We start from the raw sequence: 19,975 nt of genomic DNA on the forward strand, positions 1-19,975 counted from the left end.
CTTTTTAAGTAGGCTTATTTCCACCAGTTATCATGCATGGATGCAGGCAGCTGGCGCTTGTGTTCAGAAACCAGGTAGCGTTTTTCAATTTTTTCTGCAGCTTCCGGATTTACTGATTTCCCTTCAAGGTAGTCATCCAATTCATCGTATGAGATACCTAATTCAGTTTCATCAGCCTGTCCGGGTTTCTGGTCAAGAAGATCGGCAGTAGGCACTTTTAAGTATAGTCTTTCCTCTGCCCCCAGCTCTTTAAGAAGTGCTTTTCCCTGTCTTTTTGTCAGTCCGGACAGCGGCAGGACATCTGCGCCGCCATCGCCATATTTTGTAAAGAATCCAGTCACTGCTTCTGCAGCATGATCCGTGCCGATGACCAGCAAGCCATATTGGCCGCCAATCGCATATTGGGCAATCATTCTCATGCGGGCTTTAACATTGCCTTTATGATAATCCTTCAGGGGTTCTTCCGGGATAATACGATCATACTCCGTTTTCACTTCATCGACTGCATTTTTAATATTAAAGACCATTTCTTTGTCAGCCTGAATAAAGGAAAGGGCAAGCTGTGCATCCTTCTCATCCTGCTGAACGCCGTACGGAAGGCGGACTGCTATGAATGTTGCGTCCTTCCCTTCTTTTCGAAGCTCTTCAACCGCAAGCTGCGCAAGTCTTCCTGCAAGAGTGGAATCCTGGCCGCCGCTTATGCCAAGTACATAACCTTTTGAATTTGTTTTAACAAGATAATCCTTTAGAAACCCAATTCTTTTCTTTATCTCTTCCCTTGGATCGATATTGGGATTTACATTTAAACTTTCCATAATTTCTTTTTGCAGATTCATTGCAGGTTCCTCCCTCTTCTTAAAGCTTCAGCCTTTTATATTTTGTTGCACCTGGCTGATCATTTTCATCTTATTATCCCAGCACTCCTGGCTAAGGTCGACTGGGTATTCCTCCGGATTTAGTGAACGGCGGTATTCATCCCATAATACATTGAGATTTTCCTTTGCAAAGCTCTGCATCTCTTTTAAAGATGGAACTTTATAGGTAAGCTTGCCTTCCTGAAAAATCACTTTATGCAGTTCCCTGGCTTCGAAATTTGTAACGAACTTGCTTATAAATGTGTGAACTGGATGGAACATCTTAAGCTTTGGCTCAGCTTGAGGAGTTTCATGATCCAGAGCAATATAGTCCCCTTCTGATTTATGGTTATCTCTGTTAATAATCCGATAAACCCTCTTTAATCCGGGAGTTGTCACTTTTTCCGGGTTGCCGCTTATTTTTATGGTGTCAGCCATTTTGCCATTTTCATCTTCTATTGAAACGAGTTTATAAACAGCCCCTAATGCAGCCTGTTCGTACGCTGTGATCAGTTTTGTGCCAATGCCCCAAATATCGATTTTCGCTCCTTGAGCTTTCAGGTTTATGATGGTGTATTCATCCAGATCATTTGAAGCAATAATCTTTGCTTCGGGGAAACCTGCATCATCAAGCATTTTTCTTGCTTTTTTAGAAAGGTAAGCCAGGTCCCCGCTATCAAGCCTTATACCTTTAAAGTTAATTTGACCCCGCATTTCCTTCGCCACTTTAATTGCGTTCGGTACTCCTGATTTAAGGGTATCATACGTATCGACGAGAAAAACACAGTCCTTATGGCTTTGGGCATATTTCTTAAAAGCTGTATACTCGTCCCGGTAAGCCTGTACAAATGAATGGGCATGGGTCCCTGCTACAGGTATGCCAAACTTCTTGCCTGCTCTAACATTAGATGTGGCATCAAAGCCGCCGATATAGGCAGCTCTTGTTCCCCAGATAGCTGCGTCCATTTCATGGGCTCTTCTTGAACCAAATTCCATGGCTGTTCCATCGCCAATTACTTCTCTGATTCGAGTTGCTTTTGTAGCAATCAATGTCTGGTAGTTAATGATATTCAAAATAGCTGTTTCAATAATCTGGGCTTCAGCCAGGGGAGCTTCTACACGCAAAATTGGCTCATTGCCGAATACAAGCTCACCTTCTTCCATTGATTTGATGGTCCCTGAAAACCTCATGTTTTTCAAGTATTCGAGGAAACCTTCTTCATAATTCAATTCGTTTTTTAAGTACTGCACATCACTGTCTGTAAATCTGAAATTTTCTATATACTCAATAACTCTTTCCAGGCCGGCAAAAATTCCATAGCCGTTGCCAAAAGGCAGCTTCCTGAAGAACACTTCAAAGACAGCCTTTTTATTATGTATGTTGTCTTCCCAGTAAGTCTGGGCCATATTTATTTGGTACAAATCAGTATGCAAGGATATACTATCATCCGCAAATTCCCTCTGCATTATCGCAACCTCCTGTGACAAATATAACAATTCCTTTTAAAATTCTGTTATCTGCTATTATCCCCCATTCGATTTTTTATCATCTTAAATGGATGAAAAATTTGGCTATTATTTTTAATAGTAGTGAAGTTCATCGTCTTTATCAAATTTTTCAACCTCCAGGCATACGGTTATTTACCCCTTAAGGATTTTTTTACACATTCTTCAGCGTTTGTTCGTTATATTGAACATTGATATTATCCTGTTATAACACTTTAAAATTATTTCCCGAGTGTCCCGCGCCGCGATATTATATTGAAATAAGAAGCGGGAATATCACCTCAGTCTGCACTCTCCTATTACTGCAATCACCAATTTTCCGCCCTCCGCATAAGATGTCATGAACTGACAAGGAGGGCTGTGAGAAATGGAAAGACGGGGACTTTTGCCTTTCGTTGTGACCGCATTTTTTGCCGTAATGATTTCGCTCTTTGCTTTCTCCCTGATGGATTCAAAGGATGACGCGCCAAAAACTCAGACCATTCCAGATAGCCAAAGCAAAAGCAATGACAGTGATATCAGTAATCAAGTAAAAAATAATATAAAAGGCAATAAAGCCAATGTAAATAACTCAATCGACAATGATTTGAATAATGGTGATGATAGCCAAATTGATAATAATGTTACGAATGACATTGAGGTAAATGTGGATGTTAATGTAACTAATACAATAAAAAATAAGGCTGATAAAAATCAGGACTCCGGTCAAACAGGAAATGGAAATGAAAACAGCGGCAGCGATAAAGGTGCGAAAAATGACCAGGATGGCAAGTCAGAGGATGATGAAGTCGTTTGGGGTGTAGACTCGGCAAGTCTCACCACAAGCGACTTGCTTTCATGCGTACGGGAAAACTTCGGGTCTCCTAAAGTGTGGGGACGCTATTTAGGTGAAAAAGAAGGTGTATCAGCAGGCATCACACCTCAGGAGGCTGAACTTCTGCAAAGCAATGATATTAAATTACTCGTGATTTGGAATCGATTTAATGAGGCAACAGGCCTGGAAAATGGACAGAGTGAGGCGAAAGCAGCTATTGAATTGGCACAGGAGCTGGGAATACCGGAGGGTGTAGCGATTTTTGCGGATATTGAGCCAAATTATCCTGTTGATTCTTCCTTTATTGAAGGCTGGTATCAAGCAATGGAGGAGTCACCCTATCATCCTGGCATATATGGGGTTTTTGATAAGGAACAGGCCCTGACTAAATCTTTCAGTCAAGAAGCAGCCGAAAATTCTTCCCTTCTTGAAAACACATTCATATGGACAGCTGCGCCAAATATAGGAATTACTGAGCAGGAACAGGCACCTGGATATAAACCTGAAGCTCCTGCAAATTCATTGATTGCAGGCTGGCAGTATGGAATTGATGCAAAGGCGTGCAATATTGATACAAATTTATTCAACAAAGACATTCTGGATGTTCTTTGGTAAATATATAAAAAATAAAGAGCCCACAAAGGCTCTTTTATATTTTGAAGCTGTTTTTCGGCATTCCGTTATTCCAAAACTGGTTCATGACAAACGGCGTACCAATAAACACAGGAACTATATAATAGCTGAGACGGTAAAACATGAGAATCAGCAGCCCCAATTCGGTGGGAACACCCTGCGATTCCAGTCCGATCAAAAATACAAAATCAAAGGAACCAATGCCTCCAGGGATCATACTCGCAATGCCAGCACAAGCTGAAATGATGACAATTGGAAACAGAACAAAAAATGAAATCGATACTTCAAGGGCCCGGGCAATTCCCCAGATACATATGATAATAAATAGCCACTCCGATAAAGAAACAGCCAGCAATTCCCCTGCAAACCCCTTTTTGATGTGTTTCATATTCCAAAATGAAGACTTAAAAAAGTAAACGCCCAGCAGCAGAGGTGTATAAGCAGCAACGGCCCAGACTGCGATCTTTATAAGTTTAACATCATCATATAAATGTAAATCTGTAAAAAGGACAATCCATGACAATATGGACAAGCCGGTTAGGTAAAAAAGTGACAGTTTGGCAATTATTTTGATATATGGAGTACTGCCAGTTAGGTAATCCTTATAAAAATAGGACCTGAGTGTAGCTCCGGCCACACCTCCAAATCCGATAAAGTTAGAGAATGCGTTGGCAGATAAAGAATAAAATAAAAGCTTTTTTTTAGGCACTCTAATTCTGAAAAGCCTTTGGAGTATTTCATCATAAAAATACATTGGAAAAAGTGCAGCCAGTCCCAATAAAAGGATAAAAAATACTCTGCGGAAGGTTAGCCGTTCAACATAAAGCTCAAGGAGAGCCCAATTAAAATCATTGAATATCCCTTTTGCCTCCAGCATGACAAACAGCAAAATGAATAAGGGTACGAGGAGTTTGGCAAGTGTTATAATAGTTTTTTGTTTTAACAAAGACAAAATACCCCACCATTCATGTAGTGAACTAGAGATAATGATTATTTAATCTCCCTGATAGAGTGTATCATACTAAAGCGGACAATATATATACTTTCTCCTATTATATTCCTGCATAGGTACAATAGAATGGACAAACGATAACTTTTTTGCAATTGGTTCACATCTGCAATTGTTTTCAATGCAGCATTCAATTATACTTAAATCTGTGAATAGAGGTGAAATAATATCTTTGAAATAATAACTGAATCGTCTTTTATTTCATCAGAATATACTCTTTATTTAACATATATCATTGGTTTAGCAGCAAAGCTGTTAATCATTTGGAAAATAGAGCCGACTTTATACAGTACTAGATATATTGAGAACGAAAAAAGACAATTTGAAAGACTTCCAGGGTTCTGCATGGAGCGGGGCTTTATTTGCGATTCAATTCAATCCTGGCTTGCAAAACTTATTCTAAAAAAAGGTGAAGAAAGTGATGAGCCAGAAGGTCTCTCCCCTATTTAAAGAAAAATATAGCGGGAGGCTTGACCTGTATGAGAAAAATTAAACTATTATTAGCTCTTATCATGATTACTGTACTGCCAATATTCTTATCTGCCTGTCAGACACAAGGAGGACAAGGAACAGGCTTTTTCCATCATTATTTTGTCGATCCGTTTGCATTGGCAATACATGGAACAGCTGTTTTCTTTCATGGCAATTTCGGCTTGGCCATTATCTTCATTACCATAATGATTAGGCTGATATTAATGCCTTTAATGCTGAAACAATATAAAAATCAAAGCGTAATGAAAGAAAAAATGGATAAGTTAAAACCTGAACTTGAAAAAATCCAGCAAAAGCTGAAAACAGCGAAAAAACCACAAGAGCAGCAAAAGCTGCAGCAGGAAATGTTCGGTTTGTATCAATCTCACGGAGTAAATCCTCTGAATGCTGCGGGATGTCTGCCAATCTTTATTCAAATGCCCATTCTGATGGGGTTCTATTATGCCATAAGAGGAAATCAGGAAATTGCTGCACATTCGTTTCTCTGGTTCAATCTTGGTCAATCTGATATTTGGATCACAATCATTGCAGGAATTGTTTACTATCTTCAGTACCGATTCACTCTAACTAACATGACTGCGCAAACGCCAAAGCAAATGAAATTCATTGGTTTATTGTCTCCTGTAATGATTATGCTGGTTTCTTTAAATGCTCCTGCAGCTTTGCCGCTATATTGGACTGCGGGCGGAATATTTTTAGTTTTCCAATCATGGCTTGGCAGAAGATTATATACAAAGGATAAACCTGATACTGTGCAGTTCATGTCAGAATCGTAATTATATGGGGAGCGGGTTAAATGCCTGCTCCCCTTTTTGTTGTTATATATTAAATAAATCTGCATAAAGGCCATAATTCTTGGAAAGATAAGGGGGAAAAAACGAAAGGAGGAAAGTTTATGATTAAACGCAAATTAATGATGGCGGGGGCTCTGTCAGCTGCATTGCTTGCAGGCTGTGCAATGAACGATAATGATATGAATGAAACAGCACAAAGAAACAGAGACTTGACAGAGCCTACAAAAGTGAACGACAGCAATTTTGGAGAAAATGGACGGACCACTGAACCGGGGATTGACCTTACCCGCACAGGAACAGACAATGAAAATCGAAATGAATCCCCGCGAATGGAGGTTGCAGATAAAGCTGCCGATAAAATTACCTCTATCCCGGAAGTCGAGTCAGCGAATGTAATCGTGACAGACAATAATGCATATGTTGCCGCACGCTTGAATGGTGGAAATGGAGAATTGACTAAGGATGTCGAGGGGAAAATTTCCGATCAGGTTAAAGCAGTCGATCAGGACATTGATAATGTATATGTTTCTGTTAACCCCGACTTTTATGATCGAATGACAGGATATTCAGAGGACATTCAAGCCGGTCAGCCAATTGAAGGATTTTTTGATGAATTTACAGAAACTGTCCAGAGAATTTTTCCTACACAAAGGTAAAGGAATATAAAAAAACGGCCAATTTTAACTGGCCGTTTTCTTCATTCGATTAAGCATCCTGGAAATAGTCTTTATAAAATCCGCTTACTTTTCCGGAATTGTCTACGATGAAATAGAATTCTTCAGTTTCATTTTTTACATCATAGATATTTCCTGCTGTCAATGCCCGGTCTACAATGTATTTTGCTGCATCCGTATGCACACATTTTACTTTTTTCAATGTTTCGCGTTCATGCCATTTTAAATGAATCAAAATTGCCACTCCTTCATAATCTGCATAACTTTCTATGATTAGTTTTTATTATAAAGAATACGAACTGTTGTCTGCAACTAGATTCTTTTTAACTGCTGGCATTAACTTCATTATTTTCCGGAATCTGCTGATTTTATCCGCCTCAAATGTATACACATCTCCAGTTAGCGTGTTTTTCATTGTTACATAGTTAATTTCACAGATTTGGTCCATTCGTACAAACTCTAAATGATCATAATGCTCGTTATCATATTCCACTTCATAAAAGCCATTATCTGCTAAAATTTTCATTTTGATGACCTTCTTTCTAAGATGATGGCAAAGGTAATATACCACCCGCTTAGCCTGTTTCAAACCACCAATTAGAATTTTGCGCTATTTTAGCATATTTTAATAGATGAAAACTGGTCAGCACAGAGAAAAAAAATCAATATTGGCTAGAGCTATGCATCCAATCTAATTTGAACACCCAGTTTTTCCAGCTGCTGTTCAAGCTTTCTGTAATAATCGTTACTTACTCTGCCTCTTGCTCCCCGGAGAATTTCAAGGGCGTAATGGTCAGGCGGGGGCAGCTCCCCCTTTTTATTGTAGACATGAAAAGTCAGGACATCTCCATAAAACTTATCTCCAACTTTAACATTCACAAAGGCAGGACGATACCATTGTCCATAAAAACCTTCTCTATGGAACAGGTATTCAACTGCTTCATAAGGAAGTTCATATAGAACTCCTTCAGTGATGCCGCCATTTTCTATAATATCTGCCCTTCCTCCATCATCCCTGGAAAATAGGTATTGCATCGAATAACCGGCCAGCGTTCCCCCGCCGACGATGGTTTTGAAGTGGTGATCTACCTTTGCCACGCAAAACCTCTCATCATCCATGCAGGAACCGTAAGCAAAATAAAAGGTCTTTTCCGGTTTATCCTTCATTAAGCGGTAAAGCTTCCAATCCCCATGAAGAATGGGTTCGGCTAACAGTTCATCCCGGCAGGAAATATATACAAGTGCACTTACATCTCCTGCATCAGTATGAACAGTCTGTTCCACCCTGTCATACAAATTATCTTTTCTTCCCGGGATATAATCCTCAAGTTCATCCAGCTCAGTGAAATGATCTAAATGCACTTCATAAAGCTCTCCATACACTTTTTGGTCAAGTGATGGTTTCATAGAGGGATAGCCAAGTCCTGTATCAAATAATTCCCCATATACCCATGCCTGCTCGGCAATGCAGGGACTGCCTTTTAAAACGAAGTGATTTGACTCGTGTTTTCTTAAGGTTCCATAAACAAACAGCTTTTGAGTTGTCATTAGCACTTGCTCCCCCTTATTTCTCTCTTTTGTTTATTATACTACCATTTTCTGAAGATTCTTTTCAAAAAAATAAGACGGAGAGCATTCTCCGTCCTAGCTGCATTGGCATACTGTGAACTTTTTTACTAAAGGAAGCTTGCAGCAAAATTTTTCTTTCGTATTTTCTTGGAACGGATTAATCTGGTTTAGTCCAGCAATTTCCTTCAGCTTAGCCTTATTCAATACTTCAATGACATAAATTTCCTCGTACATTTTCTATCTCTCCCTTCATTTTATCTTTAATCTCATTTTAAATACTTTCACGCAGTAAAACATTGGCTGTGGGATTGAGATTTATTAAGACTTATGAATGAAGGAAGGCGGAGTTCTTTAGAAAAGCGGAAGGCGCCTGGAGCTAGACAGTTATCTAACTTCAGAATCTATACCTCTTATTCCATAAAAAAACCTGCTGGAAAAGTCCCAACAGGTTAAATGTACTTTATTTCAATGTATTTGCTTTTTCGATGACTTCTTTAGCCTGTTCACGCAATCTGAATTTCTGAATTTTTCCAGAAGCTGTCATTGGATAATCCTTCGTAAACTCTATATAGCGAGGGATTTTATGGCGTGAAATTTTCCCTTTGCAGTATTCGCGAAGTCCGTCTGTTGTTAATTCAGTGCCTTCTTTTACGATTATCCAGGCGACCACTTCCTCACCATAGACGGCATCTGGAACTCCAACCACCTGAACATCCAGGATCGCTGGATGCGTATAAAGAAATTCTTCAATTTCGCGGGGATATATATTCTCTCCTCCGCGAATGATCATATCCTTTAGTCTTCCAGTGATTTTACAGTATCCGTTCCCATCCATTACAGCGAGATCACCTGTATGGAGCCAGCCTTCTTCATCTATGGCTTCTTTTGTAGCATCAGGATTTTTATAATAACCCTTCATGACATGATAGCCTCTTGTACACAATTCCCCTTGTTCCCCGGACGGTACTTCGTTATTGGTGCCTGGCTCCACAATTTTCACTTCCACATTGGGCAGTGCTCTTCCTACAGATTCCACTCTCAGTTCAATCGGATCATCCGTCCTAGTCTGCGTAATGACTGGAGAGGATTCTGTTTGTCCATAAGCAATGGTTATTTCGCTGGCACCCATTTTTTCAATAACGTCTTTCATGACTTCAATAGGGCAATTTGATCCAGCCATTATGCCAGTACGGAGAGTCGATAGATCATACTTTGAGAAGTCAGGATCATTCAGCTCTGCGATAAACATTGTCGGCACCCCATGCAGGCCTGTACATTTCTCATCCTGGACCGTCTGCAGAACAGCTTTAGGACTGAACTCCTGCACCGGCACAATGGTTGCGCCGACGGATATGCATGCCATCGTTCCCAGCACGCACCCGAAGCAATGGAAAAACGGAACAGGAATACATAAGCGGTCATCTTTTGTTAAACGCATGCAATTAGCAATATTATAGCCATTGTTAACAATGTTGTTATGGGTTAGCATAACCCCTTTAGGAAAGCCTGTCGTCCCAGATGTATATTGCATATTGATGGCATCGTCTGGGTCCAGGCTCTCCATACGCTCATTGAGTTCTGCGTCTGTGACTGCTTCGCCCATCCTGATAATATCTTCCCAGCTGTAAGTACCAGGAAAGCGTTTTTCTCCCATCACGATAACATTTTTTAAAAAAGGAAGTCTTTTGCTTTTCAGCTGTCCTGGCTCAGAATCCTTAAGTTCCGGAACAATACTGTATAGCATTTCTATGTAGGAGGTTTCTCTGAACTTTTCCATCAGAACAATAGTTGTACTGTCAGATTGCTTTAATAGGTATTCAAGCTCAGCAGCTTGATAGTTTGTATTAACTGTTACAAGGACAGCACCCATTTTGCCTGTTGAAAACTGGCATGTAAGCCATTCGGGCGTATTGGTTGACCATGCGGCAATATGCTCTCCTTTTTCAAGACCCAGCTTCATAAACCCTTTGGCAGCATGCCTGCAATATTCATTAAACTCCTTATAACTCATTCGGAGCCCGCGATCTGCGTAAACTACAGCTTCATGATTCGGGTGAAGGCAGGCTTTCTCCTCCAGGAGCTTCCCTACTGTTAGATTCATTAGTTCCGTCATCCAGAAATCCTCCTTGGTATATGATGATTTAATCATTGTGTAAAGAGTTCTCTAAGATGCTGATATAAAACGCTTTCATTTTATGTTATCATACATTGCCGAATATTCAATATTTTCATATATTGATAACTTATAAATTTTTCTGGCTCAATTTTCATAACTCTAGATTTATCAAATTTGTATTCCTTTATAATAAAAAACTGCCCCTTAATATAGGAGCAGCTTCCTTATGTTCAAACTAAAATTTTTTCCTTCTCCCTTTAAAAATAATCAGCTTCAAATAGGGTTATTTCTTTTTCAAGGCCGGGCGAGAACTGAACAGCAAAGGGCTTCTCCCCCCTTTTTTTCAGGACTTCCATAGCCCTTCCTTCATCCTGCAATGGCTGGCAAAAGGTGATTTTTACTGATCCAATTCCAATGGATGCTCTCTTCTCTTTTCCATCGCTGCTGATGTAAACATCAGCCATGGAAATCGGCATCATCGCCTTCCATAACTCAGCAGACTTTTCACAGTCATTGGAGGCTATAAATATTTCTTCAATTTTTTTATTTTCAAAGTTTTCATCAATAAAGCCAAGACGTCTCAGTTCTTCAAATCTTCTATCATCTTCCACACCCCAGTCAATAAAGAAAGGATATTTATAATTGGGGTTTTCTTTGAAAAACAGCATCTTCCATGATAGCATGCTTCCATCCTGCCTCTTTCTGCTTCCTTCAAAAATTGGATGGGTCTCAAAGCCCTTCCTCTTTAATTCAATCTTTAGGTCTTCAATTTTACTGGTTCGGAAGCAAAGCTGTCCGATGCCTTCCCCTAACGGGAGTTCATCTGTCAGCTGTTTAATGAGCGGGTTTTCAGCAGCAGCGGCAATATGATTTATTTCAATTGATAAAAATTCAATGTATGACTGCCCGATATATAAAAGGCTGTTATATGTCCCCCAGTTTTCATGGCTTCCTCCCAATACTGCTTTATAACCCGCATTCCTCCATTTTGCCACTGCTTCAGATGGATCAGCTTTAATAAAGTGGACGAGATGGTCTAGTGCCAGATTCATGAGCGGCTCCCTCCTTTATACAATCTATTTATATAAATCTTACCCGCGGTTTGTATTCGAGTCCACTATCAGCTGCTGAAATGCGCCAACCAAAAATGTCATCATAATGAAATAAATCTTTTCTATATAAAGGGTTCACAAAAACTTAAAAAACCTTTACAATAATTAAAAATAGAATATTCAATCCATTTAACCAGGAGGTATGCATAATGAAAATTATGAGTAATGAACAGCTGGTCGTCTCGTATCGTGATGCATTGAAGTCAGGGTCTGAAAAGGAATGGATTAGGATATTAAAGACGGAGATTCAAAAACGGGGATTGAAGCCGTTTAAAGAGTAAGTTTCAACTTAACTTTAATTTGCCAAATACTTAGTGGGTATGTAGAGCGGGAGCTATTCCCGCTTTTTTTTAATATTTTCGCACGGATTTTGGCAGTTTATTTGCTTTTTTAATATTTTCATATTCTTGTTCACTTAGAACCCCTAATCTCTTTAACACTGTACTATATTGGAGTATCTTCATTTGTCTTCTTCTCAAGCTCATCACCTGCTTTTTAATATAATATGCATAACAAGTACAATGTTTCCTTAATGCAAATAATTTTCGATAAAGAAAATAATAAAACCAGAGCGGATTCCGCTCTGGTTTTATTATGTTATTATGCTTCAAAAAGAAGGCTTTCTGGATCTTCAATCAGTTCCTTGACGCGTTTCAGGAATGTTACAGCTTCTTTTCCATCAACAATACGGTGGTCATAGGAGAGTGCGATATACATCATTGGACGGTTTTCCATTCTTTCAGCATCAATTGCAACCGGGCGCAATTGAATGGAATGCATTCCAAGAATACCAACCTGTGGTCCGTTCAAGATTGGCGTAGACATCATGGAGCCAAATACACCGCCATTTGTGATAGTGAAGCTTCCACCCTGCAGGTCTGATAAGGCAAGTTTGTTGTCTCTGGCCTTAATTGCAAGGTCCATGATATCCTTTTCGATTTCTGCAAAGTTTTTGCGGTCTGCATCACGTACAACCGGAACTACAAGACCTTCAGGTGCTGACACGGCAATACCTATGTCATAGAATTTTTTAAGGACAATTTCATTGCCTTGAATTTCAGCATTTAAATAAGGATTTTTCTTAAGGGCTGCAACTACCGCTTTTGTGAAAAATGACATGAAACCAAGTTTAACATCATTCTCTTCGAAGAATTTATCTTTGCGCTTCTTGCGAAGGTTCATCACATTTGTCATGTCCACTTCATTGAATGTAGTCAGCATCGCTGCAGTTTGCTGAACTTCTACAAGGCGGTTTGCAATTGTCTGTCGGCGGCGGGACATTTTGATTCGTTCCACTTCTTTTCCGCCGGCCTGCTGTTCTGCAGGTTTTGAAGCTGCTGCCGGTTTTTGCGGCTGAGCTTGCTGTTTTGCTTGATTTGGATTGAAGGACTCAACATCCTGGGTTCTGATTCTGCCCAGTGGATCAGCAGTCGGCACCTGGCTTAGGTCAATCCCTTTTTCTCTTGCCAGCTTGCGTGCTGCCGGAGAAGCGATCGGACGCTGTCCGCCAGCTTTTTCTTCAGCAGCTGGCTGTGCGGGCTGATCCTCTGCTTTAGGCTGTTCAGCTTTAGGCGCCTCAGGCTTTTCTTCCGCTTTTTCTGGAGCAGGCGCAGCTTGTCCGCTTTCATTAACGATAGCAATGGTTTCACCTACATTAACCGTGTCGCCTTCCTGGGCTTTGATTTCCTGTAAAACACCGCTATGTTCAGAGATTATTTCAACATTTACCTTATCAGTTTCAAGTTCTACAACATAGTCACCCTTATTTACAGTGTCACCAGGCTGTTTTAGCCACTGTGCCACCGTACCTTCTGTAATGGATTCCGCCAATTCTGGAACTATGATTTCTGCCACCTTAATTTCCTCCTTCATGCTTGCGTGTTAAAGTGAAACTTCAATCAGTGGGGGATTTTTCCCACTGATTGTTAGTTGAACCAATCGGGCCTATACGGGGAGTTTTACTGCCCGTTAGACTGCGATAGGGTTTCATCTATTATGCGTGCTTGTTCTTTCTTATGAACAGTCGGGTCACCTTCAGCAGGGCTTGAACGTCGTCTTCTTCCAATATAGGTGACGTCTATATCACTTCCGGCAATTTCTTTCAGTCTAGGTTCAACGAAATTCCATGCACCCATATTTTTTGGTTCTTCCTGAATCCAGACGATTTCTTCCACATTCGGATAGCGCGTTAAAATTTCTTTAATTTGATCCATTGGGAACGGATAGATTTCTTCCACACGTAAAATATGGAACCAATCCTGATCCTGGTAGTTTTTCAGGTTTTCGGATAAATCAATTGTGATTTTACCTGTTCCAAGAATGATGCGTTTAACTTTTTCGTGATTTTGACCAAGGCCAGGCTGTTCCATAACAGACTTGAATTCTCCTTCGCTCAATTCCAGTCCATTTGAAGCGACATTCGGATTGCGCAGCAGACTCTTAGGAGACATGATCACTAACGGGCGAACTTCCTCTTTTCCGAGAATGGCAGCCTGTCTTCTTAAGATATGGAAGTACTGTGCTGAAGAAGAAAGATTGGCAACTGTCCAGTTGTTTTCTGCTGCAAGAGTCAGGAATCTTTCCAGGCGTGCACTTGAATGTTCAGGTCCCTGTCCTTCATAGCCATGTGGAAGAAGCATGACAAGACCTGATTTTTGGCCCCATTTCGCACGGCCAGCAGCAATAAACTGATCAAACATTACCTGTGCCGCATTGGCAAAATCACCATACTGAGCTTCCCATAGAACAAGTGTTTCCGGAGCGAATACATTATATCCATATTCAAAGCCTACGACAGCAGCTTCAGATAATGGGCTATTATGCACAGCGAAAGATGCCTTGGCAGTTGAAAGCTTGTGCAAAGGTGAATACGCTTTTCCAGTTGTATGATCGTGCAGAACAACGTTTCTTTGTGCAAATGTACCTCTCTCGGAATCCTGGCCAGTCAGTCTGACAGGGGTACCATCAGATAAAATGGTTGCAAAAGCCAGTGTTTCGGCAAGTCCCCAATCAATCTTGCCGTCTCCTTCAAGCGCTTCCAATCTGCGCTGTAAAATTTTGCCGAGTTTATCAAACACTTTGAAATCCTCTGGCCATTTTAATAATTCTTCGTTAATTTGCTTTAATTTATCGACAGACACAGCTGTTTTAATTTTTGGCAGACCCTTTTCGACTGTTTCAGGTGGATTGGTTAACTCCGCCTCTTTCTTTTCATTTGGCACTTTTTCATAGGCAGCCTTCATTTTTTCCAGTACTTCATGATGAATGCCTTCTGCTTCCTCTTTGGAAATGATCTTTTCATTTAGAAGCTTATCAGCATACAGCGCTTTCACGGTTGGTCGCTTGCGAATAATGTTATACATAAGAGGATTAGTCGTCATAGGCTCGTCCATCTCGTTGTGCCCAAATCTGCGGTATCCGATTAAGTCGATAAGGAAATCTTTTTGGAATTTAGCACGATATTCACAAGCAATTCTTGCCGCTGCGACTACTGCTTCAGGTTCATCTGCATTCACATGAAGAATTGGCATTTCATACCCTTTGGCAAGATCACTTGCATATCTGGTAGAACGTGAATCATGTGATTCTGTTGTGAAACCAATTGTGTTATTGGCAATGATATGGATTGAACCGCCCGTATTATAGCCAGTCAGCTGCCCTAGGTTCAGTGTTTCTGCTACAATTCCCTGTCCTGGGAATGCTGCGTCTCCATGAATGATAATGGCTAAAGCAGCTTTTGGATCTACTTCAGGATAACCGGCCTTTGTTCTATTATCCTGTGAAGCTCTGGTGTAGCCCTCAACCAGTGAACCTACAAATTCAAGATGGCTCGGATTGTTTGCTAATGTCAGTCTGGCTATGGTCGTATTCTCATCTTTGATCTGTTTATCAAGACCAAGGTGATATTTAACGTCGCCTGTCCAGCCATAATTAATTCCGATAGATCCTTCGGAAGGAACCAATTCTTTATTTGGCGCATGCTGGAATTCCGCGAAGATCATTTCATACGGCTTTCCAAGCACATGTGCAAGAACATTTAACCTTCCGCGGTGGGCCATGCCGATATTAATCGTTTTGGCTCCATCAGAAACGGATTCAGAAACAATTTCATCCAGTAAAGGAACCATTGTATCAAGACCCTCAATTGAGAATCTTTTCTGTCCAACGAATGTTTTATGAAGGAACTTTTCAAATTCCTCAACTTCAGTCAGTCTTCTTAAAACTTTCAGTTTTTCCGCCTTCTGCATTGACAGTTTGTGGCTGTTGGCCCCTATTTTACGGCGAAGCCAGTCTTTTTCGTTTTCATCAAATATATGCTGGAATTCAAACGCAATTGGTCCCATATAAGCGCTTTTCAGGAATTCAATTGCTTCAAGTCCGTTGCGTAATGGATATGTGGCGTCTTTAGTAATGACCCCAGCAGGAATCTCTTTTAAATCATTTTCAGTTAAGCCATATTTGCTCAGTTCGAATAATGCACTTTCAGATTTATTGTTACCCAGCGGATAAATATCTGCAGCCAAGTGGCCATATGTGCGGATATTATCAGCAAGGCGAATTGCAGCAAGTGTTTTTTCAAGCTGTCCGGCATTCATTGGCTGATTTGCTGATGAAGCCATTTGCGGAGTTCCTTCACTCGCTAGAGGGGAACCATTTCTTTCAAAGTAGTCTTTCATTTCAGGATCGATAGAAGATGGATCCTCTAAGTATCTTTCATATAGTTCAATAACGTAGCCAAGGTTGGGGCCATGAAATCCTTGTTCAAAAGGTCCCTCACCATTCGATGGCTTTTTCATGGAAAATTACCTCCATAACTGTTTTTAAGTAAATAATTCAAATTCATTTTTCTCCCCTGAAAATACAATACCCATCTATAAGTTGCATTAACGTTTTATTTTTACGAATAATAATATTTTTCAGAGGATAAAACGTTTCCACAGTTATTCTAACACGGAAAATCTAGTTGTACAAAGATAAAAACATGAATATAGTGGAAAACTATTAAAAATTTTTTTAGTAATTACTTATTCTAATAAAATGTTTTGTTAAATGTTAAACAATTATAAATAAGAAATAACTGGGTGGTTTTTATAAGAGGCAAAAATAAAAAGCCGAAGTGCTGTTCGGCTTTAAAAAGTCTCAACTAAGTTAATATAGATTTGTTTGACTGCATTCGAATTTTTTCTGTTTTCTTTTAGGGAAGATTCAATTGCTTCTCTCGTTTCCACAGGAAAATCAAAATGGCCGCAAGTTGTACATTTTTCGAACATGGAACCAGAAACATTTACTTCAATGCCATCCATGGTCTGGAATACAGCTGGTCCTTCGGATTCCGCAAACCGGTGGCGGCAGTGGCTATGTTCTCGCATATTAGCTTCCCTCCAAGAGAAATTTCATTTGCCTTTATTATAAAACAAATATTCTGAACTTTAAAGCGATCCACTTCTAACATTTTATGCCAAGATTTTTCCAAAGAATAATTTGTGTAATTTTAAGGCACATTAAAATTATTCAAATTCAGGAGGTTTTTCCATGAATATTGGCAGAGCAAAAGAGATTGCTGAGTCTGCTGAAATGTACAGTGTTACTTTCAATGGCATCCCGATCATCATTCAGCATGTAGATGAGCAGACTAAGACAGCACGTATATACACAAAAGCAGATTCTGAAAAAGAAATGGATGTGCCGGTTAACGATTTGATTGAAGAATGAATACTTTAAAGAAACTTTCCAGAATGTGATGGAAAGTTTTTTTTTTCAAAATCCTCCTCATTCCCCCTTAAAAACGGACGCTTAGGGCAAAAGGACTCAAGACATCTGAGTGGATATTTTTTATAACATAAAATATTCAAAAAAGTGTTGACGATTAGCGGTTTACTGTAGTAAAGTTTAGAGAAAATTTAATATTTGATTTCTTATCCAGAGAGGTCGAGGGTAAGGCCCGACGACGCCTCAGCAACCAGCAATCATTTTTTTTGATTGAAAAGGTGCTAATTCCTGCAAGTTTCTTAAAAACTTGAAAGATAAGAAGAATGGCTGATCACATTAAAAAGTCTTCTTCTTATAGAAGGCTTTTTTTATTTTTTCTAAGGAGTGGTTACAAGCATGTATAAAATTGACACCAGATTAGCGCAAATCGGAAACAGGAGTGAGTCAGCAACAGGTGCAGTCAATCCGCCTGTATATTTTTCCACGGCATATCGCCATGAAGGCATTGGCCAGTCAACTGGCTTTGACTATAGCAGAACAGGCAATCCCACCCGCCAGCTGCTTGAAAAGGCAATCGCCGATCTGGAAGAAGGCGATCAAGGCTATGCCTGCAGTTCTGGAATGGCTGCAATTCTTACTATACTGTCTCTTTTTAAATCCGGAGATGAATGGATTGTATCCAAGGATTTATATGGCGGTACATATCGTCTGCTAGAACAGGGCTTCAAGAAGTGGGGACTTCAGAGCAAATATGTAAATACCAGCAATCCCGAAGATGTTGAAAATTTAATCACGGAAAAGACCAAGGCAATATTTCTGGAGACTCCAACTAATCCTCTGATGGAACAGACTGACATTCAATTGATAGCAGACATTGCCCAAAAGCATAATATCCTCCTTATCGTTGATAACACGTTTTATACCCCTCTCCTTCAGCAGCCGTTAAAGCTTGGAGCTGATATTGTCATCCATAGTGCAACAAAGTATCTTGGCGGGCATAATGATGTCCTTGCAGGATTAATTGTTGCAAAGGGCAAAGAGTTATGTGAGGCACTGGCTATGAACCACAATGCCGCAGGGGCTGTCCTTAGCCCTTTTGATTCATGGCTGTTGATCAGAGGCATGAAGACACTCTCTCTCCGCATGGAACGGCATGGAGAAAATGCGAAGGAATTAGCAGAATTTTTATCGGGCCACGATGCAGTAACCGATGTCCTTTATCCTGGCAAGGGAGGCATGATATCTTTCCGAATCAAGGATGAATCCTGGGTGAATCCATTTCTGCAGAGCCTCTCCCTTATCTCCTTTGCTGAAAGCCTTGGCGGAGTCGAGAGTTTCATAACTTATCCAGCAACACAGACACATGCGGACATCCCTGAAGAAATCCGCATTGAAACCGGTGTCTGTAATAGGCTTCTGCGTTTCTCGGTTGGAATCGAAAATGCAGAAGATTTGAAGGCGGATCTTGAACATGCTTTTGCAAAGGTTGTTAAGGAGGCAGTACGATGAGCTCGAACTACACATTCCAAACGAAATTGCTTCACAATAATCAAAAATTCGACCCGGAAACAGGAGCTGTCAGTGTACCGATCCAGCATGCCTCCACTTTCCATCAAAAAGATATTGATGCGTTCGGAAAATATGATTACAGCCGCAGCCTGAATCCAACAAGGGAAGCACTTGAAGAGGTCATCGCGGAGCTTGAAGAAGGTATTAGAGGGTTTGCCTTTTCTTCTGGAATGGCTGCCATTTCTACAGCATTCCTCCTCTTATCACAGGGAGATCATGTTGTCATTACAGAAGACGTATATGGCGGAACCTATCGCATGACAACAGAAGTCCTGTCCCGTTTTGGCATTGAGCACACATTTGTTGATATGACAAATCTTGAAGAAGTAAAAGAAGCAATTCGTCCCAACACAAAGGTTTTCTATGTAGAGACTCCTTCCAACCCGCTGCTGAAAGTGACAGATATAAAGGCCATTAGTTCACTTGCAAGACAGCATGGAGCCCTGACATTTGTGGATAATACATTCCTGACCCCTGCCCTTCAAAAACCTCTCACTTTAGGTGCAGATATAGTGCTGCATAGCGCAACCAAATTTTTATCCGGACACAGCGACGTCGTTGCTGGCCTGGCGGTTGTGAAAGATCCGGAATTAGGCGCAAGACTTGCTTTTCTCCAAAATTCCTTTGGAGCTGTTCTGGGTGTTCAGGATGCCTGGCTTGTGCTGAGAGGCATTAAAACGCTGCAGGTAAGGCTTGATCAGTCTGTGAAATCAGCTGAGAAAATTGCTGGTTTCCTTAATGATCACCCATCTGTTAAGAAGGTGCATTATCCAGGTTTTGCAGATCATCCAGGATATGAAATCCAGAAAAAACAGGCTGTGAACGCAGGTGCCGTCCTATCTTTTGAGCTTGAAGATGAGCTATCGATGAGAACATTTGTTGAGAATGCCAAAATACCTGTTTTTGCAGTAAGTCTGGGAGCTGTTGAATCTATTCTCTCCTACCCTGCAAAAATGTCACATGCAGCCATGCCTGCATCCGAACGGGAGCAGCGCGGAATAACGGACAGTCTTCTTCGTCTATCTGTTGGCCTGGAGAGCACAGATGATATTATAGAAGATTTCAAAGCAGCTTTATCTGCTGCCGGACAAACAAAACATTCGATTTTACAGCGGGGGTGATAC

At 40.5% G+C, this 19,975-nt stretch carries 19 protein-coding genes and 1 riboswitch; of the genes, 7 read left to right on the forward strand and 12 right to left on the reverse strand.

Going from position 1 to position 19,975, the window contains the following annotated elements:
* Positions 1 to 14: 14 nt before the first annotated feature.
* The gene (gene nadE, locus IRB79_RS13700; RefSeq protein WP_243503030.1) at positions 15 to 836 is read right to left on the reverse strand and encodes an NAD(+) synthase; all 822 of its coding nucleotides are present in this window, start codon (positions 834 to 836) and stop codon (positions 15 to 17) included.
* Positions 837 to 863: 27 nt separating this feature from the next.
* Positions 864 to 2,321, reverse strand: coding sequence for a nicotinate phosphoribosyltransferase (locus IRB79_RS13705; RefSeq protein ID WP_243503031.1), 1,458 nt, complete (start codon positions 2,319 to 2,321; stop codon positions 864 to 866).
* Positions 2,322 to 2,727: 406 nt separating this feature from the next.
* Between IRB79_RS13705 and IRB79_RS13710 the strand changes: the two genes are divergently transcribed.
* Complete coding sequence (locus IRB79_RS13710; protein ID WP_243503032.1) at positions 2,728 to 3,789, forward strand: glycoside hydrolase domain-containing protein; 1,062 nt, start codon at positions 2,728 to 2,730, stop codon at positions 3,787 to 3,789.
* Positions 3,790 to 3,823: 34 nt separating this feature from the next.
* Here IRB79_RS13710 and IRB79_RS13715 read toward each other — a convergent pair whose 3' ends face one another.
* Positions 3,824 to 4,753, reverse strand: coding sequence for a lysylphosphatidylglycerol synthase domain-containing protein (locus IRB79_RS13715; protein WP_243503033.1), 930 nt, complete (start codon positions 4,751 to 4,753; stop codon positions 3,824 to 3,826).
* A gap of 542 nt (positions 4,754 to 5,295) precedes the next feature.
* Here IRB79_RS13715 and yidC point away from each other — a divergent pair.
* Positions 5,296 to 6,084, forward strand: a complete 789-nt coding sequence (yidC, locus tag IRB79_RS13720) for a membrane protein insertase YidC (RefSeq protein WP_243503034.1) — start codon at positions 5,296 to 5,298, stop codon at positions 6,082 to 6,084.
* Positions 6,085 to 6,203: 119 nt separating this feature from the next.
* A complete protein-coding gene (locus tag IRB79_RS13725) occupies positions 6,204 to 6,758 on the forward strand; it encodes a YhcN/YlaJ family sporulation lipoprotein (protein WP_243503035.1) in 555 nt (184 codons plus the stop codon).
* Between the two features lie 49 nt (positions 6,759 to 6,807).
* Here the strand turns inward: IRB79_RS13725 and IRB79_RS13730 are convergent, their stop codons facing one another.
* The 6 genes from IRB79_RS13730 to IRB79_RS13755 all read right to left on the reverse strand — a co-directional run bounded on the left by IRB79_RS13730 (position 6,808) and on the right by IRB79_RS13755 (position 11,513).
* Complete coding sequence (locus IRB79_RS13730) at positions 6,808 to 7,011, reverse strand: DUF6501 family protein (protein ID WP_243503036.1); 204 nt, start codon at positions 7,009 to 7,011, stop codon at positions 6,808 to 6,810.
* Positions 7,012 to 7,059: 48 nt separating this feature from the next.
* The gene (locus IRB79_RS13735; RefSeq protein WP_243503037.1) at positions 7,060 to 7,302 is read right to left on the reverse strand and encodes a hypothetical protein; all 243 of its coding nucleotides are present in this window, start codon (positions 7,300 to 7,302) and stop codon (positions 7,060 to 7,062) included.
* 152 nt (positions 7,303 to 7,454) lie between these two features.
* On the reverse strand, positions 7,455 to 8,324 hold the full coding sequence (locus IRB79_RS13740) for a gamma-glutamylcyclotransferase family protein (RefSeq protein ID WP_243503038.1): 870 nt from the start codon (positions 8,322 to 8,324) through the stop codon (positions 7,455 to 7,457).
* Positions 8,325 to 8,420: 96 nt separating this feature from the next.
* Complete coding sequence (locus tag IRB79_RS13745) at positions 8,421 to 8,579, reverse strand: hypothetical protein (RefSeq protein ID WP_243503039.1); 159 nt, start codon at positions 8,577 to 8,579, stop codon at positions 8,421 to 8,423.
* A gap of 226 nt (positions 8,580 to 8,805) precedes the next feature.
* Positions 8,806 to 10,494: an AMP-binding protein gene (locus IRB79_RS13750; RefSeq protein WP_279401019.1), complete on the reverse strand. Its 1,689-nt coding sequence runs from the start codon at positions 10,492 to 10,494 to the stop codon at positions 8,806 to 8,808.
* Positions 10,495 to 10,718: 224 nt separating this feature from the next.
* Positions 10,719 to 11,513 carry a VOC family protein gene (locus IRB79_RS13755; protein ID WP_243503041.1) on the reverse strand — a complete coding sequence of 265 codons (795 nt, stop codon included), beginning with the start codon at positions 11,511 to 11,513 and terminating at the stop codon, positions 10,719 to 10,721.
* A 209-nt stretch (positions 11,514 to 11,722) separates the two neighbouring features.
* Here IRB79_RS13755 and sda point away from each other — a divergent pair, with 209 nt between their 5' ends.
* Positions 11,723 to 11,854 carry a sporulation histidine kinase inhibitor Sda gene (gene sda, locus IRB79_RS13760; RefSeq protein ID WP_009334545.1) on the forward strand — a complete coding sequence of 44 codons (132 nt, stop codon included), beginning with the start codon at positions 11,723 to 11,725 and terminating at the stop codon, positions 11,852 to 11,854.
* Positions 11,855 to 12,173: 319 nt separating this feature from the next.
* Here the strand turns inward: sda and odhB are convergent, their stop codons facing one another.
* The 3 genes from odhB to IRB79_RS13775 all read right to left on the reverse strand — a co-directional run bounded on the left by odhB (position 12,174) and on the right by IRB79_RS13775 (position 16,942).
* On the reverse strand, positions 12,174 to 13,427 hold the full coding sequence (gene odhB, locus IRB79_RS13765) for a 2-oxoglutarate dehydrogenase complex dihydrolipoyllysine-residue succinyltransferase (protein WP_243503042.1): 1,254 nt from the start codon (positions 13,425 to 13,427) through the stop codon (positions 12,174 to 12,176).
* A gap of 104 nt (positions 13,428 to 13,531) precedes the next feature.
* The gene (gene sucA, locus IRB79_RS13770; RefSeq protein WP_243503043.1) at positions 13,532 to 16,369 is read right to left on the reverse strand and encodes a 2-oxoglutarate dehydrogenase E1 component; all 2,838 of its coding nucleotides are present in this window, start codon (positions 16,367 to 16,369) and stop codon (positions 13,532 to 13,534) included.
* A 333-nt stretch (positions 16,370 to 16,702) separates the two neighbouring features.
* Positions 16,703 to 16,942, reverse strand: coding sequence for a hypothetical protein (locus IRB79_RS13775; protein WP_243503044.1), 240 nt, complete (start codon positions 16,940 to 16,942; stop codon positions 16,703 to 16,705).
* 163 nt (positions 16,943 to 17,105) lie between these two features.
* Between IRB79_RS13775 and IRB79_RS13780 the strand changes: the two genes are divergently transcribed.
* From IRB79_RS13780 to metC, 3 genes are all read left to right on the forward strand, one after another.
* Complete coding sequence (locus IRB79_RS13780) at positions 17,106 to 17,285, forward strand: H-type small acid-soluble spore protein (RefSeq protein ID WP_243503045.1); 180 nt, start codon at positions 17,106 to 17,108, stop codon at positions 17,283 to 17,285.
* 200 nt (positions 17,286 to 17,485) lie between these two features.
* Positions 17,486 to 17,603: riboswitch (SAM riboswitch) on the forward strand.
* A gap of 75 nt (positions 17,604 to 17,678) precedes the next feature.
* On the forward strand, positions 17,679 to 18,791 hold the full coding sequence (locus IRB79_RS13785; protein ID WP_243503046.1) for a methionine biosynthesis PLP-dependent protein: 1,113 nt from the start codon (positions 17,679 to 17,681) through the stop codon (positions 18,789 to 18,791).
* Positions 18,788 to 19,972 carry a cystathionine beta-lyase gene (gene metC / locus IRB79_RS13790; protein ID WP_243503047.1) on the forward strand — a complete coding sequence of 395 codons (1,185 nt, stop codon included), beginning with the start codon at positions 18,788 to 18,790 and terminating at the stop codon, positions 19,970 to 19,972. Before IRB79_RS13785 ends, metC begins: the two co-directional genes overlap by 4 nt.
* Positions 19,973 to 19,975 lie beyond the last annotated feature (3 nt).

This window comes from Cytobacillus oceanisediminis (assembly GCF_022811925.1).
Lineage (GTDB): Bacteria > Bacillota > Bacilli > Bacillales > Cytobacillaceae > Cytobacillus > Cytobacillus oceanisediminis_D.